The organism is Micropruina sp. (assembly GCF_047602085.1).
Taxonomy (GTDB): domain Bacteria; phylum Actinomycetota; class Actinomycetes; order Propionibacteriales; family Propionibacteriaceae; genus Micropruina.
This window is the reverse complement of record NZ_JASGID010000005.1, coordinates 202,669-228,968: the sequence shown is the minus strand read 5'-3', so window position 1 is coordinate 228,968 and position 26,300 is coordinate 202,669. Positions and strand designations below refer to the sequence as shown.

Here is a 26,300-nt window from a genome sequence, read left to right as displayed (position 1 = left end):
GCCGAGCGCGGCCGTGTGGCGACAGGAGAGCCAGTGAGCTACGACGTCGATCTGATTCGAGCGGACTTCCCTATTCTGGACCGTCGAGTGGGGGAGTATCCGCTGGCCTACCTCGATTCGGCCAACACCTCGCAGAAGCCGCAGGTGGTGATCGACGCCCTGGTCGACCACTACGAGCGGCACAACGCGAATGTGGCCCGGGCGATGCACACGCTGGGCGCCGAGGCGTCCGCGGCCTACGAGGGCGGCCGCGAGAAGGTGGCGGCGTTCATCGGCGCGAACCGAGCTGAAGAGCTGGTGTTCACCAAGAACGCCTCCGAGGCGCTCAACCTGGCCGCGCACACCCTGGGTGCGGGGTTGAAGCCGGGTGACGAGGTGGTGATCACGGTGCTGGAGCACCACTCGAACATCGTGCCGTGGCAGTTGCTGTGCGCCCGCACCGGGGCCACCCTGCGCTGGTTCGACATCACCGACGAGGGCCGTCTCGACCTGGCCAAGGCCGAAGCCGAGAACCTGATCAATGCCAACACCAAGATCGTGTCGGTGTGCTGGGTCTCGAACGTGCTCGGCACCGTCAACCCGATCGCCGAGATCGCCGCCCGGGCCCACGCCGTCGGCGCGCTGCTGGTGGTGGACGGCGCACAGGCGGTGCCGCACCTGACCACAGGCGTGGCCGGCTCGGGCGCCGACCTGGTCGCGTTCACCGGGCACAAGATGCTCGGCCCCACCGGCATCGGCGGGCTGTGGGGCCGGCACGACCTGCTCACCGAACTGCCGCCGTTCATGGGCGGCGGCGAGATGATCGAGATCGTGAGGATGACCGGCTCGACGTTCGCCCCGCCGCCCTACCGGTTCGAGGCCGGCACGCCACCGATCGCCGAGGCGGTCGGGCTGGGTGTGGCCGCCGACTATCTGGCCGAGCTGGGCATGGCCGACGTCGCGGCGCACGAGCGGGCGATCACCGGCTACGCCCTGCACACCCTGCAACAACTGGACGGGCTGCGGGTGCTGGGCACCACCGAGGTGGGGCCGGAGGGCCGCGGCGGGGCGGTCTCGTTCACCCTGGCCACCCCCGACGGGCTCGACATTCACCCGCACGACGTGATGACCTTCCTCGACTCGCGCGGCGTGGCGGTGCGGGGCGGGCACCACTGCGCCCGTCCGTTGCACGAGCGGCTGGGAATAACCGCGTCGACCCGGGCGTCGTTCTACCTGTACACCGTGGAGCGCGAGATCGACCAACTGGTCGACGCACTGGCCTACACCAGGGATTTCTTCGGGAGGGCGGCGTGAGCGTCGAGGCGATGTACGCCGAGATCATCCTGGACCACTACCGGGCCAAGCATCACAGCGGCCTGCGCGAACCGTACGGTGCCCAGGTGCAGCATGTGAACCCCACCTGCGGCGACGAGGTGCTGCTGCGGGTCGCGCTCGACGGTGACACGGTCGCCGACGTGTCGTACGAGGCGGTGGGCTGCTCGATCTCACAGGCCTCGACCTCGGTGATGAGCGACCTGGTGATCGGCCGCAGCGTCGCCGAGGCGCTGGCGTTGCACGAGAAGTTCACCGAGATGATGCACAGCCGGGGCGAGCTCGAACCCGACGAAGACACCCTCGAAGACGGCATCGCGTTCATCGGGGTAGCGAAATTCCCCGCCCGGGTGAAATGCGCACTGCTGGGCTGGTCGGCGTTCAAGGACGCCGTCGCGCAGGCGCTGGCCCCCGACGCTACGAAGGAGCACTGATGACCGAGCAACGGCCGTCCGACCTGGTGGACGACACCTTTCCCGACAGCACCGCGCCGCCCACGGCCCGTCCGTCGCTCGACGACCTGACCGAGGCGATGCGTGACGTGGTCGACCCCGAACTCATGGTCAACGTGGTCGACCTGGGTCTGGTGTACGGGATCCATCTCGATGACGACAACAACTGCACCATCGACATGACGCTCACCTCGCCCACCTGCCCGCTCACCGACCGGCTCGAATTCGACACCGAGATGGCGCTCGACGGTCTGGTGAACTCGGTGCTGATCAACTGGGTGTGGCTGCCGCCGTGGACGCTCGACAACATCACCGACGAGGGTCGCGAGCAGTTGCGGGCCATCGGCTACAACGTCTGAGCCCCGAGCCGGTCGCGTTCGTTGAGCCGATCCCGGGTGGCTGGTTGAGCTCGTCGAATCCCGGGTGGGCTGGTTGAGCTCGTCGAAATCTCGTCGTGGGGTTAAGAGGTTCCGCGGTTGGGCGGAGTCGGCTGGTTGCCACCCCGGCGCGTAGCTGAGCACCTTCTTCTGACTCGACTGGGCATCTTCTTCTCACTTCACGTGACTGCGCCACGTCTTCGCTGGTCGGCGGCACTCAGCTACGCACTGGAGCGACGCCCAACTCGACAGCTCCGCCTGCGGGGTCTCTGGGCGCTGAAGACGTCGGCTTCCGGGCTGGTACGACCGTGGGCAGGCCGTCCACCGGGTCGGGGAAGACGTGTGCGGCCAGGCCGAAGACCTCAGCCAGCAACCGGTCGTCCAGCACCTCGGCCGGGCTGCCCTGGGTGACGATTCGGCCCTGCTTCATCACGACCAACCGGTCGCTGTAGCGAGCCGCCAGCCCCAGGTCGTGCAGCACCACCAGCACGGTCTTGCCCTGTTCGGCAGCCAATTGGTGAACCAGGTCGAGCACCTCGACGGCGTGCGCCAGGTCGAGGTGCGTGGTGGGCTCGTCGAGCAGAATGACAGGCGTCTGCTGCGCCAGCACCATCGCCAGCCAGGCCCGCTGCCGTTGTCCTCCGGAGAGCTCCTCCAGCGGCCGGTCGGCCAGGTCGGTGAGTCGGGTGAGCCGCAGCGCGTCAGCAACAATCCGTTCGTCCCCGATCGACCACTGCCGGTACCAGGGTTGGTGCGGTTGCCGGCCGCGGGCCGCCAGATCGGCCACCGTCAGCCCTTCGGGCGCCAGTGGGGATTGCGGCAGCACCGCGATCCGGCGCGCCACGTCCCGCGTCGACAGGGTGCGAATCGGTCGCTCGTCGACCAGCACGTCGCCCGCGGTGGGGCGCAGCAGCCTGCCCATGGTGCGCACCATGGTGGATTTGCCGCACCCGTTCGGGCCGATCACGCTGGTCACCCCGTGCGCGACCACAGCCAGGTCGATGCCGTGCAGGACGGTGCGCTCCCCGTAGCCGGCCTGGACGCCACGCAACGCCAGCGGTGACGGTTCGGGGTGGGAATGCTCAGACACTGGATCTCCTCAGCCTGGTGACCATGAACCACAGCAGCGCCGGGGCGCCGACGATGGTGGTGACGATGCCGACTGGCAGTGAGACCGGAAGCCGCTCGGCCACCAGGTCGGAGCCGAGAAGCAGCACCGCGCCGACCAGACCGGCCGCCAGAGGCGGTGGCCCCGCCGTGCCGAACAGCCGCAGCGCGACCTGGGGGGCGACGAAAGCGACGAACCCGATCGGGCCGGCCGTTGCGGTCGCGGCCGAGACGATCAACACCGCGATGACCAGGGCGGAGGTTTCGACGGCTGCCGTCCGGGTGCCCAGTGCGGTGGCGACGTCGCGACCCAACCGCAACGTCCCCAGCTTGGGCGCCAGCGCCACGCAGGCCACCGAGGCGGCCACCAGCAGCGGGCCCAGCACGAGCAGATTGGACGCCTCGGCACCCTCGAGCGAACCGATCAGCCAGCGGGCGGCGATGGCGGCATCTTCGATCGAGGCCCGGGTCAGCATCCAGGATGTGGCGGCGATCAGCAGCGCGTTGAAGCCGAGACCGACCAGGATCGGCCGGTAGCCGTCGAAGCCGCCTCGCCAGGCCGTGGCCAGGATCACAGCCGTGGCGAGCAGCCCGCCGACGATGCTGGCCGGACCGAGCAGGGTGCGGGCGTCGATGCCGAAGGTGGCCCAGGCCCAGGCGGCGTTGGTCAGCAGCAGCACCGCAGCTGCCCCGCGCCGGCGGTGACGCCGAGAATGTCGGGGGTGGCGATCGGGTTGCGGGTGATCGTCTGGGTCAGCGCTCCCGCGCAGCCGAGCGCGAAGCCGACCAACACCCCGAGCAGCAGCCGGACCAGCCGGTGGTCGATCACCACCAGGTTCTCGATGCGGGTGCCGTGGCCGCGCAGGGCGGCCAGCACTCGATCCAGCGGCAGGTCGAGGGCTCCGGTCGTCAACGCCACGGTGGCCAGCGTGGCCAGCAGCAGCAGGCAGCCGAGCATGGCCATGATGGCCCGCCGACGCACCAGCAGGCCGATCGGTCCGAGGGTGACGCCCAAACGCCGGGGTGTGCTTGGCGGCGTTTCGGTGCGGGCGGGCACGGTCGCGATCACAGCGCCACCAGCCGTCGGCGCCTGGTGATGGCGACCAGCACGGGACCACCGAGCAGCGCCATCACCACCCCCGCCTGCAATTCGCCGGGCGGAGCCATCACCCGCCCCAGGGTGTCGGCGGACAGGAGCAGTGCGGCGCCGGCGAGCGCCGCCTGCGGGATCAGCCAGCGGTAGTCGTGACCGCTGAACAGCCTTGCCAGGTGTGGTGCGACCAGGCCGACGAAGGCGATCGGGCCGCACAGGGCGGTTGCCGCGCCCGCCAGCAGGGTGATGGCCACGATGCCGGTGACCCGGGCGGAGGCCACTCGTGTGCCCAGTGCCCGGGCGGTGTCCTCGCCCAGCGACAGCGAGTTCACCGCGAACGAGTTCACCAGGGCGAGCACCAGGCCCGCGCTGACCAGCACCAGCAACAGCCACAGCAGTTGGACGTCACGGTTCTGCAGCGAGCCGACCTGCCAGAACCGCAGCGTGTCCAGGGTCTGCTTGTCGAGCAGGACCAGGGCCGAGGTGAAAGACCCAAGAAGCTGGCTGACCGTCGTGCCGATCACGGCGAGCATCACCAACGCCGCGCCGCGCAACTGGCCCAGGCCGAGCAGGAAGATCAGCGCGGTCGCAATCGCCGCGCCCAGCAGCGCCGCCACCGGGAGCGCCAGGGGAGCGTCCACCCCGAACAGGTACACCAGCGCCGCCACCCCCAGCGCCGCGCCGGCGTTGACGCCGAACAGGCCGGGTTCGGCCAGCGGGTTGCGGGTGTGGCCCTGCATCAGGGCACCGGCCGCACCCAATGCCAGCCCGGTCGCCAAGCCGATCACGGTGCGTGGCAGCCGTTGGCTGGCGATCACCAGGGCGTCCGCTGACCCGGTGCGGCCCAGAAGTCCGGACAGAATCTCGGGGAGTGAGATGGCCCGTGCTCCGACCAGGAGACTCACGGTGAAAGCCGCAATGACAAGCGCAAACAGTATCAAAGTGACAGCCAGCATGCGGTATGCCCGATTCCCCGGACGGCGGTCGTGGGCTGGCATGCCATTTAGGCTAGCCTCGCCTTATCTAAATGTGTAATCACGAAAGGGATCACCTGATGCTCACCCGAGCCCTGCGCTGGACGGTCGCCGCCGCCGCGGCGTTCGCCATGGCCGCCTGCGGCAGCAACACCGCCGCGAGCCCGTCCGCCACCGACTCAAGCACTGCCGCCGCAGCCACCCGGACGGTGGAATCCACGTTCACCGGCAAGCAGGTGGAGATTCCCACGAACCCGCAGCGCGTGCTGGCTCTGTGGCGGGTCGGCGGCGAACTCGCCGATCTCGGCGTCGTCCCGGTGGCCGCGCTCGAGGAAGAGCTCCTGGAGAGCGAGATGGGCGCCGACGTGTATGCGAACGTGAAGGACGTGCCCACGGTCGGCACCTACGACGGCGTGGACATTCAGAAGGTGATCGCGGCCAAGCCCGACCTGATCATCGGGATGGACAACGGCGGCCTGCAGATCGACTACGACGAGCTGTCCGAGGTGGCACCGACCGTCATCCTGAAGATTTCCGAACCGACCGACGTGTGGGACAACTACCCGACCGTGGCCGACCTGGTCGGCAAGTCCACCGACTTCGAGACTCGCAATGCAGCGATCGACCAGCAGTTGGCCGACGTCAAGACCCAGTACGGCGACATCCTCGGCAAGCTGCAGGTGACTGCCTTCAACGGCTCGGCGGATGGCCTTTGGGTCAACACCTCCAAGTCGCTCACCTACCGTCGGCTGGCTGCGGCCGGCTTCGGCTACAACCCCACCTACACCGACAACCCGGAGCGCTACGTGACGGCGCTGGCGCTGGAGAACCTGCCCGACCTGGCCGATCAGGACGCGCTGTTCTACGACACTGCCTTCATCGGTACGGTGCCCGACGACACCCAGAAGGTGCTCGACTCGGCGTCCTTCAAGGCGCTGCCGGCTACCAAGGCGGGCCTCGCCCTGCCGATCAGCTCTGGCACCGTCTACACCCTCGCCGGGGCACAGAAGATGGCCGACGACATCAAGGCGGCAGCCGAGAAGATCGCTGCGGCCAAGGGCTGAACCAGGCTGTGCCGGCCCGGCACCCGAATAGCTGCCACCCGCGGCGGGAGGGGCGAGCGAAGGCTCCTCCCGTCGCGGCTGGCCCCCGCCCGTCCACGATGGGCCCGGTGACCGGGACGGCGTTGAGGGTTGGCGGGTCGCTGGCCTACGATCACGGCTGTGAGTGAGGTGCGCTGGCTGTCTATGGACGAACAAGCCCTGTGGCAGAGCTTCGTCCTGGCCCAGCAGGATCTCGACCGGGTGATTTCGGCAGACCTTGCCGGTAGCGCCTTGTCGCATGCCGATTATGCGGTGCTGGTGGGGTTGAGCGGCAGTGGTGGCGAGGGCATCCGGGTGGGGCGGTTGCGGCAGTGGATCGGCTGGGAGAGCAGCCGGCTCGCCCATCAGTTGCGGCGCATGGAGAAGCGTGGCCTGGTGGCCCGCAGCCCGGCCGTCGAGGACGGCCGGGGCACGCTGGTGACGATCACCGATGAGGGCCTGGCCCGGATCAGGGCCGCGGCCCCCGGCCATGTGTGCACCGTCCGGGCGAACTTCTTCGACCTGATGACTGCCGAGGAGCAGGCGGTACTGCGTGCGGTCTTCGAACGAGTAACGCAGGCCATCACTCCCGATCGGCCGCCGCTGTCCGGCCTGTCCTGATCCGAGCTTCATGGTCGGCGACCGTTGACCTCTCACAGGCACGGCCCGGGCACGGAATGGGCGTTGGGGAAGTGCTGATCAATGCCTTAGCCCGCTGGTTGAGTTTGTCGAAACCCGTAGGTCGCCGCAGGATTCCTGGGTGCCGCGAATCTGGCCATCGGCGTGAAGGGCAAGGCCTGCCAGCAGTCCCAGGCGTAAAGGGAGCAGCGCCCGCCCGGTAGAGTGGTCCCTCGTGCTGGTGGCGAGAGAAGTCGAGGTTCGGGCGGGAGCCAGGCTGCTGTTGTCGCCGGCGTCGTTTCAGGTCGGGCCCGGCGACAAGGTCGGTCTGGTCGGACGCAACGGGGCAGGCAAGACCACGCTGACCAAGATCCTGGCCGGCGAGGCGCTGCCGGCCGCCGGCCAAATCACCCGGCAGGGCCAGATCGGTTACCTGCCGCAAGACCCGCGCACCGGGGATCTCGACACCCTGGCCAAAGACCGCATTCTGTCGGCCCGGGGCCTCGACGCGATTCTGCGGCGGTTGACCCGCTACTCGGTCGAGATGGCCACTGAGACCGGTGACGCGCAAGACACGGCGATGGCCGCGTACTCCCGCGCCGAAGCCGAACTGGCCGCAGCCGGGGGGTACGCGGCCGAGGCGGAGGCCGCCCGGATCGCGGCCAACCTGGGCCTGCCCGACCGAGTGCTCGGCCAGCCGCTGCGCACCCTGTCGGGCGGCCAGCGTCGCCGGGTCGAACTGGCCCGGATTCTCTTCTCTGGCGCCGACAACCTGCTGCTCGACGAGCCGACCAACCACCTGGACGCCGACTCGATCGTGTGGCTGCGGGACTTCCTGAAGGCCTACCCGGGCGGGGTGATCCTGATTTCGCACGACGTCGGGCTGCTTGAGGCGATCGTCACCAAGGTGTTTCACTTGGACGCCAACCGGGCCGAGATGGACCAGTACGCGATGGACTGGAAGCGGTACCTGCTGCAGCGCGAGACCGACGAGAAGCGGCGCAAGCGCGAAAGGGTCAACGCCGAACGCAAGGCCGAACAACTGCTCGCCCAGGCTGACAAGATGCGCGCCAAGGCCACGAAGGCGACGGCCGCGCAGAACATGGCCAAACGGGCCGAGCGGCTGCTGGCCTCGGTCGAGGGCGAGCGGGTCGCCGACCGGGTGGCGAAGATCCGGTTCCCCACTCCGGCGCCCTGCGGCAAGGTGCCGCTGCGGGCGTCCGAATTGTCGAAGAGCTACGGTTCGCTGGAGGTGTTCACCGACGTCGACCTGGCCATCGACAAGGGCTCCCGGGTGGTGGTGCTGGGCCTGAACGGCGCCGGCAAGACGACGCTGCTGCGCATTCTGGGCGGCATCGAGACCTCGGACACCGGGCAGGTGCAGCCGGGGCACGGGCTGCGGCTGGGCTACTACGCCCAGGAGCACGAAACCCTGGACGTGTCGCGCAGCGTGCTCGAGAACATGATGACCGCGGCCCCCGACGACATGTCGCCCACCGACGCCCGCAAGATTCTCGGGTCGTTTCTGTTCACCGGCGACGACGTCGACAAGCCGGCCCGGGTGCTGTCGGGTGGTGAGAAGACTCGGCTGGCGCTGGCCATGCTGGTGGTCTCGGCGGCCAATGTGCTGCTGCTCGACGAGCCGACCAACAACCTCGACCCGGCCTCGCGCGCCGAGGTGCTGGCCGCGATTCACTCCTTCACCGGCGCGATCGTCCTGGTCACCCACGACGAGGGCGCCGTCGAGGCCCTCGAGCCCGACCGCGTGGTCCTCCTCCCCGACGGCGACGAAGACCTCTGGACCCCCGACTACGCCGACCTGATCTCACTGGCCTGACACCAGCGCCCCTGCCGCCAGCGCCCCTGCCGCCGACGACCTCTGCGCGACGTTGCGTAGGCAAGGGCTCATTGCGCAGGGTGCAGCATGCGCAATGAGCCACAACCTGCGCAACGTCGGCCGATGCCGGGCAGCGAGGTGGTGATCTACATCGCGCCGGCCAGGTGGGCGCCGGCCAGATAGCCCGATGCCAGGGCGACCGCCACGGTGCGAATGGTGTGCTCACCGGGCAGGTATCGGGAATGGTGCAGGCCGACGTCGTGGCGGGTGTCGGCCTCTTCGCCGGTGCCGACGAACATCATCGCGATCGGCACGTGCTGGCCGAAGTGGCTGAAGTCGTCGGCGCCCAGCGATCGGAACGGTTCCTCGGCCACCGGCAGGCCGGCCGCGTGCAGCAGCGGGTCGAGGGCAACCACCAGGTCGTGGTCGTTGGCCAGCACCGGGTCGCCACGCAGCAGCGACACTTCAGCGACAGCGCCGCGGGCGGCGGCAGTGTGTTCGGCGAACCGGCGAACCTCGGCGTGCAGCACCTTCCGGTCGCCCTCGTGCATGGTGCGAATGATGCCCTGCAGCATCGCCGAGTCGGGAATGATGTTGTGGGTGGCGCCGGCCTCCAGGCGTCCGATGCTGATCAGGGCGGCGTGGGTCGGGTCGATCAGCCGACCGACTAGTTCGTACAGCCCTGAGGCGATGGACGCCAGAATCGGCACCGGGTCGATGGTCACGTGCGGGTAGGCACCATGCCCGCCGTGCCCGCGCACCACGATGTCGAAGGCATCCGCGGCCGCGTTCACCCCGCCGATGCCGCTGCTGATCAAGCCCGCCGGCACCCGAGGCTGCACGTGGGCGCCGATCACGCAGCGGACGTCCTGGTCGGTGAGCAGGCCGGTGCGCAGCACGTCCGGCGCCCCGGACGGCTGGCATTCCTCCCGAGGCTGGTAGATGCCGAGCAGCCCGATTGGTAGCTCGATGGTCTCGGCCGCTTTGAGCAACGCCCACACCGCGGCCATGTGCACGTCGTGCCCGCAGGCGTGCATCGCTCCGTTGCCGGAGGCCCAGTCGACGCCGGTCTTCTCCCTGATCGGCAGGGCGTCCAGTTCGCTGCGTACCGCCACGCACGGGCCCGCCGGGCCCAGCCTGGTGAAGAAGCCCGTGTCAGCGACCGGTGTGGTCCCACGCCCCAGCGCGGCCCGCAGCAGGTCGGCGGTGGGCTGCTCGAAACCGCCGACGCAGGGGTCGGAGTGGATCGCTCGGCGCAGGGCCTGGGCCTGGGGGAGCGCGGCGTCGATTCCGCTGATGAACTGCTCGATCAGGGCTGCTGCTGCAGGGGTGGGCCAGGCGGACGTCACGGTGCCGGAGTTTACGGCCTCCTTGTTACGGTGTCGCGCGACGGCCATGGATGGGACCGGCCGACATGCTCAGCCTCTCCCCAGCCGGTAGTAGTGCGCGGGCTGCGGCACCGGACGGTGGGCGTCCGGCATCAGCTCGTCGGCGATCAGGGCCCAGCCCGGGAGCACGGCCAAGACCTCGTCGAGCGTCGTCCCGGCGGGCGCCCGTGGCCGGACGGGTGGTCCGGTCTGCCCACGGGTCAAAGGCCACCATCGGCGTGGTGGCGCTGGTTGCGGCCAGCGCGCCGACGCAGCGCCCCCAGCCAGCGCGCTCGTCCGCTACGACTGCTTGGTCCGGCGTCGTGGCTTCGACGCCGCGGCGTTCCTGGCTGTGTTGATCAACGCCACCCTGCGGTCCGAGGTCTCGGCAGCTTCGACCAGTGACAAACAGTGTTGCTCGCGTCAGGCGGCGAGCGGGGTGAATCGCGAGACCCGCACCGCCAGCCGGACGGTCTCGGCGCCCGCTGCCCGGGGTGGGTTGTGAAAGGCGTTGGGGCCCATGCCGATCAGGTCGTCGACGACCGCCGCGGCGACCTGGCTCGTCAGGCTCTTGGCGACCGCGGTGTGTTCGTGAGCGAAATATTCGGAGGCCGCCGCCAGCAGCCGGTCGTGCTTGTCGTCATCAATGCCGAGCAGCCCGTACCGCTCGCGCAGCTCGGCCAGGTGGCCGGCGGTGGGGGTGGCGATCAGCAGCGTGCCGTCCGGCCGGAGCACCCGGGCGAATTCCGCGAGATTGCGGGGCGCGAAGACGCACAGCACCACGTCGAGCGAGGCGGTGCGCACCGGCAGGCCCCGCCACACGTCCGCGACCACCGACGCCACCCGGTGGTGCGCGCGGGACGCTCGTCTGGCTGCCGCCCGTGACACGTCGAGGGCGAGGCCACGGGCACCCGGTCGTCCCTCGACCAGGCCGGCCAGGTAGTGGCCGGTGCCGGCCCCGGCCTCGAGCAGCGTGGTCGCCCCGGTCAGCGGAACCTGCTGGTCGAGGGCCTCGGAGACGACGTCGAAAAGCCCGGACGCCTGCACCCGCGCCCGGGCCTCAAGCATCGCGGGGGTGTCGGCGTTGGCCGGCTCGGGGCCGTTCGCCAGGTTCAGGTAGCCCTGCTTGGCCACGTCGAAGGAGTGGCCGGCGGGGCAGCGCCAGCGCGGGCCGTCGGCGGTCAGGTCGGCGGCGCAGTGCGGGCAGCGCAGCAGGTCGTGCGCGGCGTGCAGGCTCATCGGACGGCCGAGTGGGGGCTCACAGTGCCCGCAGTGCGCCGCCGTCGACTGCGATCACCGAGCCGGTGACGTAGGACGCGGCCGGCGACAGCAGGAAGGCCGCGACCCGGCCGAACTCGTCCGGTTCGCCCAGGCGGCGCAGCGGGATTGACGCCTCGGCGGCCTGCCGGGCGGCTGTGGGATCGCCGCTTCGGCCATGCAGGAAGCTGATCCGTTCGGTGAGCACCGTGCCCGGCATCAGGCCGAACACCCGGTGGCCGTCGGGTCCGACCTCGTCGGCGAGTTGCTTGAGCAGCATGGCCAGGCCCGGCCGCAACCCGTTCGAGATGGCCAGGCCGGCGATCGGCACCTTCACCGAGGTGGACAGCACCACCCCGAGGGCCGCTGGGCCGGTGGCCGAGGCGAGCACCGAGCGAATCGTGCGCAGCGCGGCCAGGAACACCGAGTCGAAGGCGGCCAGCCATTGCTCGTCGGAGTTGTGCAGCACGCCGCCCGGCGGCGGCCCGCCGACGCTGATCAGGGCGCCGTCGAGGCGTCCGAAGGTGCGCAGGGCCAGGTCGGTCGCCGCAGCAGCGGTGCCGGCGTCGCCGAGGTCGGCAGCCAGCCCAACGGCCTGGGCGGACCCCAGTTCGGCGACGGTCTCGGCGAGCACGTCGGCCCGCCGGGCGACCAGCGCCACCCGAGCGCCCTCGGCAACCAGTTGCCGGGCGGCGGCACGTCCGAGCCCGCCGCTGGCCGCGGTGACCACGAACACTCGATCGGTCAGTCCCAGGTCCATGCCGCCAGCGTAGGGGACGGTTCCGCCTGGTTCAGGGGACGGTTCCGCTTGGTTCAGGGAAAGGCCGACTTTTCGCTGGTCGAGCTTGTCGAGACTTCGATCATGGCGCCCCTGGCCGCCGCGGTACATCTGAGGTCTCGTCACGCTCGATCAACGATTGATCAGCGTTCCTCACGGGACGCTTCCGGCCGGTTCAGCGGGCGCGGGCTGGTGTGAGCCGGCCCTGGGCCAGCCACCACCAGCTCTCGCGGCCTGTTGCGACCCGTTCGGAAAAGACTTTGCTGACCCCGTGCCTGTGATCAAGGTCGACCCCCTCGGACGCCCCGGGTCGCGAAATGACGACCGATGTGGGCATGCCGAACGCTCCCCGAGCAAGCAGACGGCCCGATCCGTCGTCATTTCACGAGGCCGGCGCGCCTGTCTCGGCCTGGGCCCGGCGCCGGTCGCGCAGGTCGGAGCGAATCAGCACCACCAGCCCGACCGCCGCGATGCCGGCGAACGCGAACCACTGCAGGGCGTAGCTGAAGTGGTTACCCTCGGTGAGTTCGGGCGGGTCCACCGGTACCAGGGCGTCCGTCGGGACCGGCGTGATGGTGACCGCGCCTATGTAGCCGTTGACCAGCGGGTAGCCCACCACCGACGCCACTGCGTCGGAGTTGATCAGCCGCATCGAACCGTCCACCGGGGTGATCGCGTCGGTGCCGCCCTGCTCGTTGCGCCGCACGTAGCCGACTACGGTCACCTCGCCGGCCGGTGCCGTCGGCGCCGTCCGCGGAAAGTCCTGGTTGCTCGGACGGGCCGCGAAACCCCTGCTCACCAGCACATTGCCGGCCGCGGTGCGCAGCGGCGTCACGATCTCCCAGCCGGTGGCGTCGGCATTGGACCGATACCGCACCACGAACGAGTGATCCACATCGAAGGTGCCGGTGACGGTGACCCGCTGCCACTGGTCGGCGTCGGTGAGCACGTGGGTGAACACTGTCGTCCAGTCGAGCACCGGCGCGTTCTCGTGGGCCACCACCACGCCGTTGTTGTCGCGCCGCTGCTGCAGCCGGTCGAGCTGCCAGCGGCCGAGATTGACGAAGGCCACGGCCAGGCAGGCGACGATCACGCCGACGGTGACCCAGCGCACCCACAGCCGTCCGGGGCGGGGTTGGCCCATCGTGCCCAGCACTGGCACCGCTCAGTCCTCCACCGAGCCGTGAATCACGGGGCCCTGCTCGATCGCCGGACGATCCGAGGCCGGCTCGTCGTCACTGTCGGGCGGCCGGCGCAGGTCGACCGCGTTGGCCAGCATCACCGCCATCGGGGGAATCACCGCGGCGCCGACGAACAGCACCCAGTTCCACGGTGTCGGGGCGACAACGCCGCCCAGGAAGCACACCACGCGCACGGCCATCGTGGCCAGATAGCGCTTGTTGCGCTGCTCGGCATCAAGCGACCGGGCCCGGTGCGCGCTCGTGATCAGCACCGGACGGCGGGCGGCCTGCCCCCGTGAGCCCGTCACGCGTACACCCCGGTCACACAGACACTGTATGTCGTGGCGCCGCCACTCGGCCTCCTCCGCTAGGGTCTGCTGCGTGATCGAAACCGAAGCCGTGAGCGGCCGTAGCGCCGTCGTCACCGGCGGCAACAAGGGGATCGGTGCCGCGATCGTGCAGGCTCTCCTGGCGCAGGGCCACCGGGTGGCCAGTTTCTCACGCGGCGGCGACGCTCCCGAGGGCGTGTTGGGCATCGCCTGTGACGTGACCGACGGTGACCAGGTCGAGGCCGCGTTCAAGGCCGCCGAGGCCGCGCACGGCCCCACCGAGATCCTGGTCGCCAATTCGGGGGTCACCAAAGACACCCTGATTTTGCGAATGAACGACGCCGAATGGGATCTGGTGATGAACACCAATCTCAAGGGCGCTTTTCGCTGCGCCAAGCGGGCCAGCCGTTCGATGCTGCGCCGCCGCTGGGGGCGGATCATCTTCACCGGCTCGGTGGTGGGCCTGTACGGTTCACCCGGCCAGGTAAATTACTCGGCGTCGAAGGCGGCTCTGGTCGGCATGGCCCGGTCGTTGACCCGTGAGATCGGGGGCCGCAACATCACCGCCAACGTGGTGGCGCCGGGCTTCATCGAAACCGAGATGACCGCGGTGCTGCCCGACGAGGTGGTGGCCGGGTACCGGGCGTCCATTCCCGCCGGACGTCTGGGCGTTGTCGACGAAGTGGCCGCCACCGTGGCCTTTCTGGCCAGCGAGCAGGCGGGCTACATCTCCGGGGCCGTGATTCCGGTTGACGGCGGCCTCGGCATGGGTCACTGAGGAAGGTAAAACAGATGGGGATTCTCGAGGGCAAGAACATTCTGGTCGCAGGCGTGACCATGAACACCTCAATCGCCTACCGGGTGGCCGAGATCGCCCAGCAGGAGGGCGCCACGGTGTTGGTGTCGAACTTCGGCCGGGCACTCAGCCTCACCCGGCGCATCGTCAAGCGTCTCGACCCCGAACCGCCGGTGATCGAACTCGACGTCACCAATGACGAGCACCTCGCCGGGCTGGCGGACGCCGTCCGTGAACACGTCGACCACTTGGACGGCGTGGTGCACTCGATCGCCTTCGCCAACCCCGAGACGGCGCTCGGCGGAAAATTCCTGACCACCCCGGCCGAGGACGTAAAGACCGCGATCCACGTCTCGGCGTACTCGCTGGTGTCACTGGCGATGGCCTGCCGGCCGCTGATGGGGCGCGGTGGCTCGATCGTGGGGCTCACCTTTGACGCCCGGCAGTCATGGCCGCACTACGACTGGATGGGGGTGGCCAAGTCGGCGCTGGAGAGCTCCTCGCGATACCTGGCCCGCTACCTCGGCCCCGACGGCATTCGCAGCAATATCGTCGCCGCCGGCCCGCTCGAGACCATTGCCAAGAAGGCCATCCCGGGTGCCACCGACTTCAACGACATCTGGGGTCAGCGGGCACCGTTGGGCTGGGACGAGAGGAATCTCGACCCCACCGCCAAGGGGGTCGTCGCGTTGCTCTCGGACTGGTTCCCATCGACAACGGGCGAGATGGTGCACGTCGACGGCGGCCTGCATTCCACGGGAGCCTGAACGGATAGGTTGGCGCCATGGCGGTTGTTGCTGAGCTGGCTGGGGTCTCGATCGTCCGTGGCGAGGCCACTTTGGTCGACCGGGTTGACTGGCGCGTCGACGAGGCCGACCGCTGGGTGATCATCGGGCCCAACGGGGCCGGTAAGACCACCCTGCTGCAGGTTCTCGCGGCCCAGTTGCACCCGTCGTCCGGCCTCGCCGAGGTGCTCGGTGAGGTGCTCGGTGCGGTGGACGTGTTCGAGCTGCGGCCTCGCATCGGGGTGGCGTCGGCGGCACTGGCCGACCGCATTCCGCGCAGCGAGAGGGTGGCCGATGTGGTGGTGTCGGCGGCGTACGCGGTGATGGGCCGCTGGCGCGAGAACTACGAGCTGGCCGATCTCGAACGCGCCGTCGAGTTGATGAACCAACTGCGGGTGGGGCACCTGGCCTACCGCACGTTCGGCACGCTGAGCGAAGGCGAGCGCAAGCGGGTGCAGATCGCCCGGGCGCTGATGACCGACCCCGAACTGTTGCTGCTCGACGAGCCCGCGGCCGGGCTCGACCTGGCCGGACGCGAGGCGCTGGTGGGCACGCTGAGCGAACTCTGCACCGACCCGGACGCCCCCGCCACGGTACTGGTCACGCACCACGTCGAAGAGATTCCGGCCGGCATCACCCACGCTCTGCTGCTCAAGCAGGGCCGGGTGCTCGCCGCCGGCCCCATCGATGAGGTGCTCACCGCCGACAAGCTGAGCGAGACTTTCGACCTGCCGCTGGAGGTGACCCGCACGAACAGCCGGTGGAGCGCCCGCGGCAAGGCATGATGGATGCATGGGGGAGTGGCTGAGTGCGAACTGGTGGGCAGTCTGGCTGATTGCGGCCACGCTGCTGGCCGTCTGTGAGTCGCTCACCCTCGACTTCACCCTGCTGATGCTCGCCGCCGGCGCACTGGCCGGCGCGGGCGCGGCGGCGCTGTTCCCCGGACTGGTGCTGGTGCACGTCGCGCTCGCGGTGGTGGTGGCCTTCGCGCTGCTGTTGCTGCTGCGTCCGACGCTGTTGGCCAAGGTGCGCAACGCGCCCGGCTATCGCTCGGCGCTGCAGCGCCTGGTCGGCAGCACCGGCCAGGCGCTGACCGCCATCGACGGCGGGTCCGGCGAGGTGAAGGTGGCCGGCGAGGTCTGGCGCGCCCGCAGCTTCAACGACGAGCCGATCGACGCGGGCACCGCGGTCGAAATCTTCGAAGTCGACGGAACCACCGTCGTTGTCTACCCCAAGGAGCCGTGAGCGGTATGGAGTACATCGTCCCGATCGTCGTCATCATCATGGCCGTGGCGCTGCTGACCCAGTCGCTCAAGGTGGTCCGACAGCAGCAGGTTGGCATCGTCGAGCGGCTGGGCAAATTCCGCCGCACCCTCGACCCGGGCCCGCACCTGCTGGTGCCGCTGATCGACAGCGTGCGCTACACGATGGACATGCGCGAGGCGGTGGTGCCGTTCCCGCCGCAGGGCGTGATCACCGAAGACAACCTGATGGTGAGCATCGACTCGGTGATCTACTTTCAGGTGGTCGACCCGGTGCGGGCCGCGTACGAGGCACAGAACTACATTCAGGCCATCGAGCAGCTCACCATGACCACGCTGCGCAACATCATCGGCGGGCTCGACCTGGAGCAGACGCTGACCAGCCGCGAAGAGATCAACCAGAAGCTGCGGGCGGTGCTCGACGACGCCACCGGCAAGTGGGGCATCAAGGTGAACCGGGTCGAGTTGCGGTCGATCGAGCCGCCGGCCACGATTCGCGACGCGATGGAGAAGGGTGCCCGGGCTGAGCGCGACAAGCGGGCCCAGATTCTGCTGGCCGAGGGCCAGCGGCAGTCCCAGATTCTGTCGGCCTCGGGCGACCGCGAGTCGTCCATTCTGCGGGCGCAGGGCGACCGCGAGTCGGCGGTGTTGCGAGCGCAGGCCGACCGGCAGGCGCAGATGCTGCGCGCCGAGGGTGAGGCGCAGGCCATCACCACGGTCTTCGGGGCGATTCACGCCGGCAAACCCGACCAGTCATTGCTGGCCTACCAGTACCTGCAGATGCTGCCCAACCTGGCCCGCGGCGACTCGAACAAGGTGTGGATCGTGCCGTCGGAGCTGAACGACGCCCTCAAGGGCCTGGGCAAGGCGGCCGGCGACCTGCTGTCGGGCGCGGGGTACGTGACCCCGTCCGCGGGCGAGTTTCAGGCGCCCGAGCCGGTGGACGTGTTCGCCGAGATCGAGCAGCAGAAGATCGAGGCAGAGGGCGAGGCCGGACGGGCGGTGCAGCAGGCGATCGCCGAGGCGCAGCAGTTGGAGCAGGGCCGCGCCGCACGGCGGGCCAGCATCAACGCCCCGGCCGAACTGGGCGCCCCGGCGTCCGAGCAGACAGATGTCGCTGCGCTTGGCCAGCAGCAGGAGCAGCCGGTAACCGACGCCGAGCAGTAGCCGACGCCGAGGACCAGGCATTCGCAGCAGGGTCGCGTTGATCAGCGCTTCCCCGGCCCACCCGTGCTGCGCCGGCAGCCGCAGGGCGACGGGGTTCGCCGGTGGGCGACGGGGTTGGCCGGTGGGCGCTCAGCCGGGCTGGGAGTCGTCCGGCACCTGCTTGGCGTATCGGGCGGCCAGCGACCCGCAGGCCATCAGTTGCGCCTGGTGAAACACCATCAGCGGCAGCACCAGCAGACCGATCGGCGAGCCGGCGAACAGCACGTTCGCCATCGGTAGGCCGGTGGCCAGCGATTTCTTGGTGCCGCAGAACTGAATGGCGATCACGTCCTCGCGGTTGAAGCCCAGCCGTTTGGCCAGCCACCAACTGAACCAGAGCATCACTGCCAGCAGCACCAGGCAGACCACCAGCAGGCCGAGCAGGTCGGTGATGCTGACCTGCTGCCACATGTTCTCGCGCATGCCGGCCGAGAATGCCGAGTAGACCACGAGCACCACCACGCCCTGGTCGAACAGCTTGAGCCGGGGGCGAGCGGCCACCCAGTCGGCCGTCCAGCGCCGGGACAGTTGGCCGAGCACGAACGGCACCAGCAACTGGCCGATGATGTCGAGAATGGACGAGGGGTCGATCGCAATGCCCCCCGAGGTGGTCATCAGCGCCCAGCACAACACCGGCGTGACGAACACGCCGATCATGTTCGACGCCGACGCGCTGACGATCGCCCCGGCCACATTGCCCTTGGCAATCGAGGTGAAGTTGATCGAGCTCTGTACCGTCGAGGGCAGCAGGGTCAGGTAGAGCACACCGCCGTACAGTGATGAGCTGAGCAGCCACGGCGACACCACCTGCAGTGCCCAGCCGAGCAGCGGGAACAGCACATAGGTGAACGCCAAGATGGTCAGGTGTAGCCGCCAGTGCTTCAACCCGGCGAGCGCCTGGTCGGGCTTGAGCCGCACGCCGTACACGAAGAACAGCACCGCAACGGCGACCTTGGTGGCCCAGTCCAGCACGGTGACCATCGCGCCCTGGGCGGGCAGCAGGCTGGCGATCACGGCGGCAGAGACGATGGCCAGCAGAAATCGGTCCAGTCGCTTCAGCCAGCCCATGGCGCCCACCCTAGTGGTGGCCGCTCGCCCGGCCATACGTGCGCCAGACTGTGACCGTGACCCAGGTGATCGACGTCGTAGACCCGACCGACCCGCGGCTGGCCGACTACGTGGCGCTGCGCGACTCGTCGCTGCGCAAACATCTGGAGACTGAGCGCGGGCTGTTCATCGCCGAGGGCGAGAAGGTGATTCGCCGGGCGATCGAGTCGGGGTACCGGCCGCGATCGTTCATGCTGGCTCCGCGCTGGCTCGACTCGTTGCGCGATCTCCTGCACGAGGCCCCGGTGTACCGAGTGAGCGAGGCGACCGCCGAGGCGGTCAGTGGGTTTCACGTGCATCGCGGGGCCTTGGCGTCGCTGCATCGCGAAACCCGCCACACGGCGACCGGCCTGCTCGGCTTTCGCCGGTTGATGGTGTGCGAAGACATCGTCGACCACACCAACGTCGGTGCCATTCTGCGCAACGCCGCCGGGCTGGGCTGGGACGGCGTGCTGCTGGCGCCCCGCTGCGCCGACCCGCTGTACCGGCGGGCGATCAAGACCTCGATGGGCGCGGTCTTCTCGCTGCCCTGGGCACGGCTGGACGATTGGGCCACAGCGGTTCCGACCCTGCGGGCGTCCGGGTTCACGGTGGTGGCGCTCGCCCTGGCCGACGACGCCGTCGAACTGGACGCCGTGGCGGCATCGCTGGGTGAACAGGTACGGGTCGCGGTGCTGCTGGGCACCGAAGGTGCCGGCCTGTCGCGGCGCTGGATCGAACAGGCCGACGTGGTGGCGACGATTCCGATGCGGGCCGGCATCGACTCGCTCAACGTGGCCGCGGCCAGCGCGATCGCCGGCTACGTGCTGCGCTGATTGATACGGCCACCGCTGGTTGAGCTTGTCGAAACCCCTTGTCGCAGTGTGGTGACCGAGGGCTCGACAAGCTTCGATCAGCGAAAGTCAGCGCTTCCTTAGTAGCGTGGCGCGCATGATGATGCCTCGCAGTAGCCCGTCCGAGCAGGGGGTGGACGCCCGTGGCCTGCTCAGGCTGCTGGACGCCCTGGAGCCGCCGGGTCACGGCACCCACTCGCTGATGATCGCCCGGCATGGTGCGGTGATCGCTGAGGGTTGGTGGGCGCCGTATGCGCGCGATCGGGTGCATCTGGGGTACTCGCTCAGCAAGAGCTTCACGGCCACCGCGCTGGGGGTGCTGGCCGAGCAGGGAGCCATCGAGTTGGACGCCCCGGTGCTGTCGTACCTGGTCGACCTCGACACGGTCGATGAGGTGTGGCGCCGGGTGACGGTGAGGCATTGCATCTCGATGACAGCCGGGCACAGCGCCGAGGCCTGGGACTGGCGCGGCGATAGCGTGCCGCCGGATGCTGGCGAGGGCGACCCGATTTTGGGTGCGATTCTGACCACCCGGGTGCCGGACGGCGAGCCGGGTGAGGTGTGGGCCTACAACCAGGTGGCCACCTATCTGGTCGCGCAGGCGGTCGCTGCGGCTACCGGACGGTCACTGACCGACCAGGTCCGACGGCTGGTGATCGACCCGCTGACCGGTGACTCGGCGCGCGCCCAGCGCACACCGCAGGGCCGCGATCTCGGGTTCAGCGGTATGCACGTCACCACCCCGACGATTCTCGCCCTGGCCCAGACCTGGCTCGACGGGGGCCGTTGGCAGGGGGAGCAGCTCGTGCCGTCCAGTTTCGCCGCCGCCGCGCCCCGACCCACTCCGGCCTCGCTGCGGGCGTCCGGCATGCTCGGCGATTGGAACCATGGCTACGGCATGTCGTTCTGGGGTGCCAGCCACGGTTACCGCGGCGACGGCGCTTACGGCCAGTACGCGATCGTGCTGCCCGAGTACGACGTGGCTGTTGCCATCACGTCCGAGGTCGTCGACATGCAGGTCACCTTGGATCACCTGTGGGCACACCTGCTGCCCGCGATGGTCGGTGCCACCGACCCTGACGCCGACGAACAACTCGACTACCGATTGGGCGCTCTGCGACACCCTGCCCGGTCGGGTGGTGCGGCGCCGCACCGTGTGCTGACCGCCACGCGGCATGAGCAGTCGCAGTTGCCGCCGGTCTATCAGTCGGTCACCGTGCAGACCACGACGGCCGGCCACCATCGGCTGGTGCTGCACCGCAGCGACGGCGACCTGGTCACGGTGGTCGGCGACGGCACGTGGCTCGAATCGACCTGGCCGACTCCGGCGGGCCAACCGCTGGCGGTTGCGGCCTCGGGTGGTTGGCAGGGGGAGGCGTTCACCGCCGAGCTGCGGCTGGTCGAGACGCCCCACACCATGACCGTGACGGTGGCCGACGGCAGTGTGCGGCTGAACTGGGTGATGGAGCCCCTGACCGGACCAGACCCCCTGCAGGCCGTCTCTTTCCCGTTCTGATGAGGTGGTTCGGAAAGTCGAGACCCGACGAGTTCTGATCAAGGCGCCTACCGCTGGTTGACGTCGAAACCCTTTGCCGCAGCGTGATGAACGAGGTTTCGACAGGATCGATCAGCGTCGGTTGAGCGTGTCGGAACCCTTTGTGGGGGCGGTCTGTTTGAGGTTTCGACAGGCTCGACCAGCGAGAATCAGCGCTCCCGGGGTTTGGGTAGTGGAGCGCGGTGAACGTTCATGCGGGCGGATTGCCGGCGTTGAACCAATTCTTCGACTCGGGGAAGGCCTCGGCCAGGTAGTTGTACAGTTCCGCCGACATTCCGATCATGCAGCGCACCTGCTGGCGCAGAAAGTCGTCGGTGACGCCCGTCTCGATGTCGATCACCAGGTCACCGAAGATGCCCAGGTACTGCTCACCCCGGGTGACGATGGCCTTGGGCCAGAAGTGGTCGCGATTCCAGGTGTTGATGGCTTCGACCAAGAAGTCGTAGCTCTGGATCGGCGGGCGGACGTCCCACATGGAGCGAATCGCCATCAGGTCGTTGTGCTCACCCGCCACCAAGAACCAGATGCGCATCGATTCCCAATCGCCGAACCGGTCTCCGTCGTCGTCGATGGCGAAGTTGACCTCCAGGCTGCGCAGCACGCCGTCCCAGCGTTCCTTGTCGAACGGAATCGGGCCGGACGGTTCGGAGGTGCCCCAGTTGAACATGGTCATCGTGGTTTTCCTTTCGTCGACGTCAACCCGCAGAGGTTCGGCGAGGGGTCACCGGCCAGTCGTCGGGGTACAGGTGGGCCAACTCTTCGTGCTGGCGTGACAGCAGCCGGCGCGAACGGGTCGAGAGCCGGTCGCCGAAAACGATGCCGCCGAGGTGGTCCGTCTCGTGCTGCAGGCAGCGAGCCAGCAACCCGGTGCCCTCGACCCGCACCGGGTTGCCCTGCGCGTCCTGGCCCGTGCACACCGCATGGTCGGGCCGGGCCAACACCTGGTAGGCGCCGGGGTACGACAGGCACCCTTCCTCGGCCGAGTCGAGAGCGCGATCGCGGGTTTCGGGCACCGTCACCCGTGGGTTGCAGACCACTCCCCGCTGCACCAGTTCGTCGGCGTCGGGGCATTCGAACACGAATACCGCGAGATCGACGCCCACCTGCGTGGCGGCCAGGCCGACCCCGTGTGCCGCGTGCATGGTTGCGAACATGTCGCGCACCAAGGTGCGCAGGGCGTCGTCGAATTCGGTCACCGGACGCGTCGCCGCGTGCATCACCGGGGTGCCCCAGCGTGTGATCGGCAGAACAGTCCCGCCGGTGCTCAGGTCGTCAGCCATGGCCACCTTTCTCTACGGCCGACCAGCCTAGCCGCAGGAGCCACGCAGGAGGATTTGGCTGGTCGTGCTTGTCGGGACGCTTCCCCGTGCGACAGCGACATAGGCTCACCGGCATGCAGCCGGAGCTGGTCACGCAGTGGGAGCATCACCTACGGGTGGCGCGTAACGCGTCGCCGCACACCACGCGTGCCTACCTGGGCGACCTGAACCACCTGGCGGACTACCTGGAGCGCACCGGCAGCGGCGGACTGCAGCAGGTCGACGTGCGCACCTTGCGCCGATGGCTGGCCGGCATGCACGCGGCCGGGGCCGAGCGGGCGACCATGCAGCGACGGGCGGCCGCGGTGCGGGTCTTCTACGCCTGGGCGCACGCCGCGGGGCACGTGCCGCACGACCCGGCGGCTGGGTTGCGCTCGCCCCAGGCTGACCGAACCCTGCCCGCCACGCTTGAGGTCGACCAGGCCCGACGGGCTCTCGAGGCGTTGTCAGCCTGGGCGCTCAGCCAGGAGGAGGGTGTGGGCCGGGCCGCCGCGCACCGCGATGTCGCGATCGTCGAGGCGTTGTACGCCAGCGGCATGAGGGTCGGGGAGTTGTGCGGGCTCGATGTCGATTCGCTGGATCGCGACCGGCAGGTGCTGCGGGTGCGCGGTAAGGGTGACAAGGAACGCACTGTTCCGCTGGGTGGGCCGGCGGTGCGTGCGCTGGAGGCGTGGCTCGCCCAGCGGCACCTGCTGGCTGCGCCCGCGGCGGGGGGCGCGCTGTTCGTGGGCGATCGTGGCGCCCGCATCGACCAGCGGGTGGTGCGTCGCCTGGTTCATCGGACGCTCGCCCGGGTGCCGGATGCTCCCGACCTGGGGCCGCACGGATTGCGCCATGCGATGGCCACCCACCTGCTGGAGGGCGGGGCCGACCTGCGCAGCGTGCAGGAGCTGCTGGGTCACTCGAGCCTGGCCACCACGCAGATCTACACCCATGTGTCGAACGAACGGCTACGGGCCGCGTACACCCAGGCGCACCCCCGAGCCTGACCCATGGCGGAGGCAACCGGCGATCAGGCATCCGCGAGTTCACAGGTAGCGGGACGGGTTGACCAGGCGTCCGTTCACCTTCACCGTCAAATGCAGATGGCAGCCGGTGGACCATCCGGTTGATCCGACACGGCCCACCACCTGCCCGCGCCGCACGTGCTGCCCGCGCCGAACGTTGTAGCCCTGGGCGTGCAGGTAGTGCGTGGTGAGCCCACCGCCGTGGGCGATGACCAGCCGGTGACCGCCCGAGGAGTCATAGCTCACCGACCGAACCACCCCATCGGCGGCGGCCCTGATCGGGGTGCCGCAGGAGGCGTGCAGGTCGACCCCCTCGTGCAGGCGCCACTCGTGGAAGATCGGGTGGAAGCGGCGGCCGAAGGGTGAGCTGATGCGTCCGCCGACCGGGTTGAGCAGTACCCCCGACCCAGACCCGTGGTCGCCGGACGCCAAAGCGGCAGCCCGTTGCGCGGCCAACCTGCGGGCCAGTGCCACCGCGCTGGCCGGAAGCAGCCGCACGGGCCCGGACGAGCCGAACTCGTCGCCCAGCGGGTCAAGGTACTGATCGCCGCGTTTCAGCCCGAAGTGCAGGCAGCCGCCGGCGCAATGGCCCGCCTGCACGGTGCCGATCACGTCGCCGGCCCGCACCTGTTGACCGACCCGCACGCTGGCCCGTACCGGTTCGTAGGTGGTGCGCAGGTCGCCGTGCACGATGGTCACCACCCCGCGTCCGGCGATCGTCTGTGCCACGCTGACCCGGCCCGCGGCCGCCGCCCGTACCGGGCTGCCGGCGGTGGCGGCCAGGTCGACGCCCCGGTGGCCCGGCAGCCAGTCTTCGGTGGGGGGATCGAAGCCTCGCACCACCGGGCCGGGCACCGGGCGCGCAGACCCGAAGGCCCGGCCCGGTGCCGCGGTCATCACCAGCAGCACGCCCGCGAGCACCAGTGCCCCCAGCGCTCGTGCCAACTCGCGGACCATGCTCATCACCCCTCCACCCATCAGTTACCGACCGCAGGGACGAAAGTGTTCAAAGTCGTGCGACTCGGGGTGCGGTGGCGTGGGATCGCTGCCGCAGCAGCCTGCCCGGCGGGAGGTCGTTCGCCGGAAGTCGGCATGGCGCGCAGCACCTGGGAATTGCTCGATCGGATCAGGTACTGCTGCACGACCAGGCGATCGCCCGCAACCGGCTGGCTGACAGCTGGTTCGACCCGGCGCCGGTGCTCGCCGATGCGGTCACGTGCGACCACCGGGCCGCGGTGGTGCGCGCGGGGTCGATCCCGACCCGGACGCCGACAAGCTCGCCACCGAACTCCCGCTGCTGGGCAACGTCCGCTTCGGGTAGCACGCGCAGCGAGTCGTCGATTCGTTGGTGGCCGCCGTTCGATCATCGGGCGCAACCGCAACCGCAACCGCAACCGCAACCGCAACCGCAACCGCAACCGGAGCCCTTCACTACGGTTTTTCCGGCCGGCTGGCGTCATTTCGACAACCCAGACCGACCCGACGTACAATCGCACCAGCGACCCGGCAGACCTGGGTCGACTTCGCATGCTCCTCGAACCGTCGCGCTCGACGGGTTGCTCCCGAGGTCCCCGCAAGGGGTTGGGCCGCAACGGACGCATCAGGCGGGCCCGAAGGTTTCGGCCCGAACAACCCAATGCGGGTGTACGCGCCGGTGCGCGACCCGCGCAGAAAGGAAACGACCATGGCCGTCGTGACCACGCGTCAACTGCTCGAGAGCGGTGTCCACTTCGGGCACCAGACCCGTCGCTGGAACCCGAAGATGAAGAAATTCATCTTCGCCGAGCGCAACGGCATCTACATCATTGACCTGCAGCAGTCGCTGACCTACATCGACCAGGCGTACGCGTTCGTGCGCGACACCGTCGCCCGGGGCGGGCAGATTCTGTTCGTCGGCACCAAGAAGCAGGCCCAGGAGGCCATCGCCGAGCAGGCCACCCGGGTGGGCATGCCGTATGTGAACCAGCGCTGGCTGGGCGGCATGCTGACCAACTTCGCCACCATCAGCAAGCGGATCGGCAAGATGAAGGAGCTCGAAGGGCTCAACTTCGACGACGTCGCTGCCTCGGGCCTGACCAAGAAGGAGCTGCTGCAGCAGCGCCGCAAGAAGGACAAGCTGGCCAAGACCCTGTCGGGCATCCGCGACATGGGCAAGCTGCCGCAGGCCGTCTGGGTGGTCGACACCAAGAAGGAGCACCTGGCGATCGACGAGGCTCGCAAGCTGCGGATCCCGATCGTCGGCATTCTCGACACCAACTGCGACCCCGACGAGGTCGACTACGCCATTCCGGGCAACGACGACGCGATCCGTTCGGTCGCCCTGCTCACCCGGGTGGTCGCCGACGCCGTCGCCGACGGGCTGCTGGCCCGTAGCCGCGCCGCCGGCAGCACCGGCGAAGAGGCCGAGCCGATGGCCGACTGGGAGCGTGAGTTGCTCGGTGCCACCGAGGAGGCTCCCGCCGTCGAGGCTCCCGTGGCCGAGACCGTGCTTGCCGAGGCTCCCGTCGTCGAGGAGGCCCCCGTCGAGGAGGCCCCCGCCGAGGTGGCCGACGCCGCCGAGGTCGCCGTGGCCGAGACCGTCGCCCCTGCCGTCGAAGCCGAGGCCCCCGCCGCGTCCGACGCCCAGTGACGCGATTCACCACCGAACAGAACCGAAAGAGCTGAAGA

At 69.3% G+C, this 26,300-nt stretch carries 30 protein-coding genes; 15 read left to right on the top strand and 15 right to left on the bottom strand.

The features are described 5' to 3' along the window. Positions 1 to 33 precede the first annotated feature (33 nt). From QM721_RS09980 to QM721_RS09970, 3 genes are read left to right on the top strand one after another with little or no spacing between them, the layout of a single operon-like run. A complete protein-coding gene (locus QM721_RS09980) occupies positions 34 to 1,293 on the top strand; it encodes a SufS family cysteine desulfurase (RefSeq protein WP_415121476.1) in 1,260 nt (419 codons plus the stop codon). Next, positions 1,290 to 1,745, top strand: a complete 456-nt coding sequence (gene sufU, locus QM721_RS09975; RefSeq protein ID WP_415121474.1) for a Fe-S cluster assembly sulfur transfer protein SufU — start codon at positions 1,290 to 1,292, stop codon at positions 1,743 to 1,745. The genes QM721_RS09980 and sufU overlap by 4 nt, the downstream gene beginning before the upstream one ends. After that, positions 1,745 to 2,122, top strand: a complete 378-nt coding sequence (locus QM721_RS09970; protein ID WP_415121472.1) for a metal-sulfur cluster assembly factor — start codon at positions 1,745 to 1,747, stop codon at positions 2,120 to 2,122. Before sufU ends, QM721_RS09970 begins: the two co-directional genes overlap by 1 nt. 235 nt (positions 2,123 to 2,357) lie before the next feature. On the opposite strand, the gene QM721_RS09965 is transcribed toward QM721_RS09970, so the two are convergent. The 4 genes from QM721_RS09965 to QM721_RS09950 are packed head-to-tail and all read right to left on the bottom strand — an operon-like array spanning position 2,358 to position 5,296. Then, positions 2,358 to 3,230: an ABC transporter ATP-binding protein gene (locus tag QM721_RS09965; RefSeq protein WP_415121470.1), complete on the bottom strand. Its 873-nt coding sequence runs from the start codon at positions 3,228 to 3,230 to the stop codon at positions 2,358 to 2,360. Beyond that, positions 3,223 to 3,927 (bottom strand): FecCD family ABC transporter permease, encoded by a 705-nt coding sequence (locus QM721_RS09960; protein WP_415121468.1) that lies wholly within the window; start codon positions 3,925 to 3,927, stop codon positions 3,223 to 3,225. Before QM721_RS09960 ends, QM721_RS09965 begins: the two co-directional genes overlap by 8 nt. Next, positions 3,915 to 4,316: an iron chelate uptake ABC transporter family permease subunit gene (locus QM721_RS09955; RefSeq protein WP_415121466.1), complete on the bottom strand. Its 402-nt coding sequence runs from the start codon at positions 4,314 to 4,316 to the stop codon at positions 3,915 to 3,917. Before QM721_RS09955 ends, QM721_RS09960 begins: the two co-directional genes overlap by 13 nt. Then, positions 4,313 to 5,296, bottom strand: coding sequence for a FecCD family ABC transporter permease (locus tag QM721_RS09950; protein ID WP_415122077.1), 984 nt, complete (start codon positions 5,294 to 5,296; stop codon positions 4,313 to 4,315). Before QM721_RS09950 ends, QM721_RS09955 begins: the two co-directional genes overlap by 4 nt. Before the next feature lie 98 nt (positions 5,297 to 5,394). On the opposite strand from QM721_RS09950, the gene QM721_RS09945 reads away from it, so the two are divergent. From QM721_RS09945 to QM721_RS09935, 3 genes are all read left to right on the top strand, one after another. Continuing rightward, complete coding sequence (locus tag QM721_RS09945) at positions 5,395 to 6,378, top strand: ABC transporter substrate-binding protein (RefSeq protein ID WP_415121464.1); 984 nt, start codon at positions 5,395 to 5,397, stop codon at positions 6,376 to 6,378. A 159-nt stretch (positions 6,379 to 6,537) separates the two neighbouring features. Then, positions 6,538 to 7,017 (top strand): MarR family winged helix-turn-helix transcriptional regulator, encoded by a 480-nt coding sequence (locus QM721_RS09940; RefSeq protein ID WP_415121462.1) that lies wholly within the window; start codon positions 6,538 to 6,540, stop codon positions 7,015 to 7,017. A gap of 232 nt (positions 7,018 to 7,249) precedes the next feature. Beyond that, on the top strand, positions 7,250 to 8,851 hold the full coding sequence (locus QM721_RS09935; RefSeq protein ID WP_415121460.1) for an ABC-F family ATP-binding cassette domain-containing protein: 1,602 nt from the start codon (positions 7,250 to 7,252) through the stop codon (positions 8,849 to 8,851). A 146-nt stretch (positions 8,852 to 8,997) separates the two neighbouring features. Here QM721_RS09935 and QM721_RS09930 read toward each other — a convergent pair whose 3' ends face one another. The 6 genes from QM721_RS09930 to QM721_RS09905 all read right to left on the bottom strand — a co-directional run bounded on the left by QM721_RS09930 (position 8,998) and on the right by QM721_RS09905 (position 13,742). Further along, positions 8,998 to 10,200, bottom strand: coding sequence for a M20 metallopeptidase family protein (locus QM721_RS09930; RefSeq protein ID WP_415121458.1), 1,203 nt, complete (start codon positions 10,198 to 10,200; stop codon positions 8,998 to 9,000). Positions 10,201 to 10,269: 69 nt separating this feature from the next. Continuing rightward, positions 10,270 to 10,443: a hypothetical protein gene (locus tag QM721_RS09925; RefSeq protein ID WP_415121456.1), complete on the bottom strand. Its 174-nt coding sequence runs from the start codon at positions 10,441 to 10,443 to the stop codon at positions 10,270 to 10,272. Between the two features lie 198 nt (positions 10,444 to 10,641). Then, the gene (locus QM721_RS09920; protein ID WP_415121454.1) at positions 10,642 to 11,457 is read right to left on the bottom strand and encodes a putative RNA methyltransferase; all 816 of its coding nucleotides are present in this window, start codon (positions 11,455 to 11,457) and stop codon (positions 10,642 to 10,644) included. Between the two features lie 19 nt (positions 11,458 to 11,476). Continuing rightward, positions 11,477 to 12,235, bottom strand: coding sequence for an SDR family oxidoreductase (locus QM721_RS09915; RefSeq protein ID WP_415121452.1), 759 nt, complete (start codon positions 12,233 to 12,235; stop codon positions 11,477 to 11,479). 400 nt (positions 12,236 to 12,635) lie between these two features. Beyond that, the gene (locus QM721_RS09910; RefSeq protein WP_415121450.1) at positions 12,636 to 13,397 is read right to left on the bottom strand and encodes an SURF1 family protein; all 762 of its coding nucleotides are present in this window, start codon (positions 13,395 to 13,397) and stop codon (positions 12,636 to 12,638) included. Positions 13,398 to 13,418: 21 nt separating this feature from the next. Further along, entirely contained in the window at positions 13,419 to 13,742 is a 324-nt protein-coding gene (locus tag QM721_RS09905; protein WP_415121448.1) for a DUF3099 domain-containing protein, read from the bottom strand. Positions 13,743 to 13,818: 76 nt separating this feature from the next. On the opposite strand from QM721_RS09905, the gene fabG reads away from it, so the two are divergent. From fabG to QM721_RS09880, 5 genes are read left to right on the top strand one after another with little or no spacing between them, the layout of a single operon-like run. Next, complete coding sequence (gene fabG, locus QM721_RS09900; RefSeq protein WP_415122075.1) at positions 13,819 to 14,541, top strand: 3-oxoacyl-ACP reductase FabG; 723 nt, start codon at positions 13,819 to 13,821, stop codon at positions 14,539 to 14,541. Between the two features lie 14 nt (positions 14,542 to 14,555). Next, positions 14,556 to 15,326, top strand: a complete 771-nt coding sequence (gene fabI, locus QM721_RS09895; protein ID WP_415121446.1) for an enoyl-ACP reductase FabI — start codon at positions 14,556 to 14,558, stop codon at positions 15,324 to 15,326. A gap of 17 nt (positions 15,327 to 15,343) precedes the next feature. After that, positions 15,344 to 16,129 (top strand): ABC transporter ATP-binding protein, encoded by a 786-nt coding sequence (locus QM721_RS09890; protein WP_415121444.1) that lies wholly within the window; start codon positions 15,344 to 15,346, stop codon positions 16,127 to 16,129. Between the two features lie 7 nt (positions 16,130 to 16,136). After that, a complete protein-coding gene (locus QM721_RS09885) occupies positions 16,137 to 16,589 on the top strand; it encodes an NfeD family protein (RefSeq protein WP_415121442.1) in 453 nt (150 codons plus the stop codon). 5 nt (positions 16,590 to 16,594) lie between these two features. Next, entirely contained in the window at positions 16,595 to 17,773 is a 1,179-nt protein-coding gene (locus QM721_RS09880) for an SPFH domain-containing protein (RefSeq protein WP_415121440.1), read from the top strand. A 129-nt stretch (positions 17,774 to 17,902) separates the two neighbouring features. Here QM721_RS09880 and QM721_RS09875 read toward each other — a convergent pair whose 3' ends face one another. Then, positions 17,903 to 18,880 (bottom strand): bile acid:sodium symporter family protein, encoded by a 978-nt coding sequence (locus tag QM721_RS09875; RefSeq protein WP_415121438.1) that lies wholly within the window; start codon positions 18,878 to 18,880, stop codon positions 17,903 to 17,905. 56 nt (positions 18,881 to 18,936) lie between these two features. Between QM721_RS09875 and QM721_RS09870 the strand changes: the two genes are divergently transcribed. Both QM721_RS09870 and QM721_RS09865 read left to right on the top strand, forming a co-directional pair. Then, the gene (locus QM721_RS09870; protein WP_415121436.1) at positions 18,937 to 19,734 is read left to right on the top strand and encodes a TrmH family RNA methyltransferase; all 798 of its coding nucleotides are present in this window, start codon (positions 18,937 to 18,939) and stop codon (positions 19,732 to 19,734) included. Positions 19,735 to 19,849: 115 nt separating this feature from the next. Next, on the top strand, positions 19,850 to 21,268 hold the full coding sequence (locus QM721_RS09865) for a serine hydrolase domain-containing protein (protein ID WP_415121434.1): 1,419 nt from the start codon (positions 19,850 to 19,852) through the stop codon (positions 21,266 to 21,268). A gap of 229 nt (positions 21,269 to 21,497) precedes the next feature. Here the strand turns inward: QM721_RS09865 and QM721_RS09860 are convergent, their stop codons facing one another. Then, positions 21,498 to 21,980, bottom strand: a complete 483-nt coding sequence (locus QM721_RS09860; protein ID WP_415121432.1) for a YbjN domain-containing protein — start codon at positions 21,978 to 21,980, stop codon at positions 21,498 to 21,500. A gap of 22 nt (positions 21,981 to 22,002) precedes the next feature. Beyond that, positions 22,003 to 22,587 (bottom strand): peptide deformylase, encoded by a 585-nt coding sequence (gene def, locus QM721_RS09855; protein WP_415121431.1) that lies wholly within the window; start codon positions 22,585 to 22,587, stop codon positions 22,003 to 22,005. A 113-nt stretch (positions 22,588 to 22,700) separates the two neighbouring features. On the opposite strand from def, the gene QM721_RS09850 reads away from it, so the two are divergent. Next, positions 22,701 to 23,615, top strand: a complete 915-nt coding sequence (locus tag QM721_RS09850) for a tyrosine recombinase XerC (protein ID WP_415121429.1) — start codon at positions 22,701 to 22,703, stop codon at positions 23,613 to 23,615. A 39-nt stretch (positions 23,616 to 23,654) separates the two neighbouring features. On the opposite strand, the gene QM721_RS09845 is transcribed toward QM721_RS09850, so the two are convergent. Both QM721_RS09845 and QM721_RS09840 read right to left on the bottom strand, forming a co-directional pair. Next, positions 23,655 to 24,596 (bottom strand): peptidoglycan DD-metalloendopeptidase family protein, encoded by a 942-nt coding sequence (locus QM721_RS09845; protein WP_415121427.1) that lies wholly within the window; start codon positions 24,594 to 24,596, stop codon positions 23,655 to 23,657. Positions 24,597 to 24,759: 163 nt separating this feature from the next. Then, the gene (locus QM721_RS09840; RefSeq protein WP_415121425.1) at positions 24,760 to 24,957 is read right to left on the bottom strand and encodes a hypothetical protein; all 198 of its coding nucleotides are present in this window, start codon (positions 24,955 to 24,957) and stop codon (positions 24,760 to 24,762) included. A 360-nt stretch (positions 24,958 to 25,317) separates the two neighbouring features. On the opposite strand from QM721_RS09840, the gene rpsB reads away from it, so the two are divergent. Beyond that, positions 25,318 to 26,262, top strand: a complete 945-nt coding sequence (gene rpsB, locus QM721_RS09835) for a 30S ribosomal protein S2 (RefSeq protein WP_415121423.1) — start codon at positions 25,318 to 25,320, stop codon at positions 26,260 to 26,262. The last annotated feature ends 38 nt before the right edge of the window (positions 26,263 to 26,300 follow it).

Bases quoted from the DNA above. Each gene is read 5' to 3' on its own strand.
- QM721_RS09890 (WP_415121444.1), top strand. From the start codon at position 15,344: ATGGCGGTTGTTGCTGAGCTGGCTGGGGTCTCGATCGTCCGTGGCGAG.
- fabI (WP_415121446.1), top strand. From the start codon at position 14,556: ATGGGGATTCTCGAGGGCAAGAACATTCTGGTCGCAGGCGTGACCATG.
- QM721_RS09945 (WP_415121464.1), top strand. From the start codon at position 5,395: ATGCTCACCCGAGCCCTGCGCTGGACGGTCGCCGCCGCCGCGGCGTTC.
- QM721_RS09910 (WP_415121450.1), bottom strand. From the start codon at position 13,397: ATGGGCCAACCCCGCCCCGGACGGCTGTGGGTGCGCTGGGTCACCGTC.
- QM721_RS09915 (WP_415121452.1), bottom strand. From the start codon at position 12,235: ATGGACCTGGGACTGACCGATCGAGTGTTCGTGGTCACCGCGGCCAGC.
- QM721_RS09865 (WP_415121434.1), top strand. From the start codon at position 19,850: ATGATGATGCCTCGCAGTAGCCCGTCCGAGCAGGGGGTGGACGCCCGT.
- QM721_RS09920 (WP_415121454.1), bottom strand. From the start codon at position 11,457: ATGAGCCTGCACGCCGCGCACGACCTGCTGCGCTGCCCGCACTGCGCC.
- rpsB (WP_415121423.1), top strand. From the start codon at position 25,318: ATGGCCGTCGTGACCACGCGTCAACTGCTCGAGAGCGGTGTCCACTTC.
- QM721_RS09885 (WP_415121442.1), top strand. From the start codon at position 16,137: ATGGGGGAGTGGCTGAGTGCGAACTGGTGGGCAGTCTGGCTGATTGCG.
- QM721_RS09970 (WP_415121472.1), top strand. From the start codon at position 1,745: ATGACCGAGCAACGGCCGTCCGACCTGGTGGACGACACCTTTCCCGAC.
- QM721_RS09850 (WP_415121429.1), top strand. From the start codon at position 22,701: ATGCAGCCGGAGCTGGTCACGCAGTGGGAGCATCACCTACGGGTGGCG.
- QM721_RS09875 (WP_415121438.1), bottom strand. From the start codon at position 18,880: ATGGGCTGGCTGAAGCGACTGGACCGATTTCTGCTGGCCATCGTCTCT.
- QM721_RS09950 (WP_415122077.1), bottom strand. From the start codon at position 5,296: ATGCTGGCTGTCACTTTGATACTGTTTGCGCTTGTCATTGCGGCTTTC.
- QM721_RS09845 (WP_415121427.1), bottom strand. From the start codon at position 24,596: ATGAGCATGGTCCGCGAGTTGGCACGAGCGCTGGGGGCACTGGTGCTC.
- QM721_RS09860 (WP_415121432.1), bottom strand. From the start codon at position 21,980: ATGACCATGTTCAACTGGGGCACCTCCGAACCGTCCGGCCCGATTCCG.
- QM721_RS09880 (WP_415121440.1), top strand. From the start codon at position 16,595: ATGGAGTACATCGTCCCGATCGTCGTCATCATCATGGCCGTGGCGCTG.
- def (WP_415121431.1), bottom strand. From the start codon at position 22,587: ATGGCTGACGACCTGAGCACCGGCGGGACTGTTCTGCCGATCACACGC.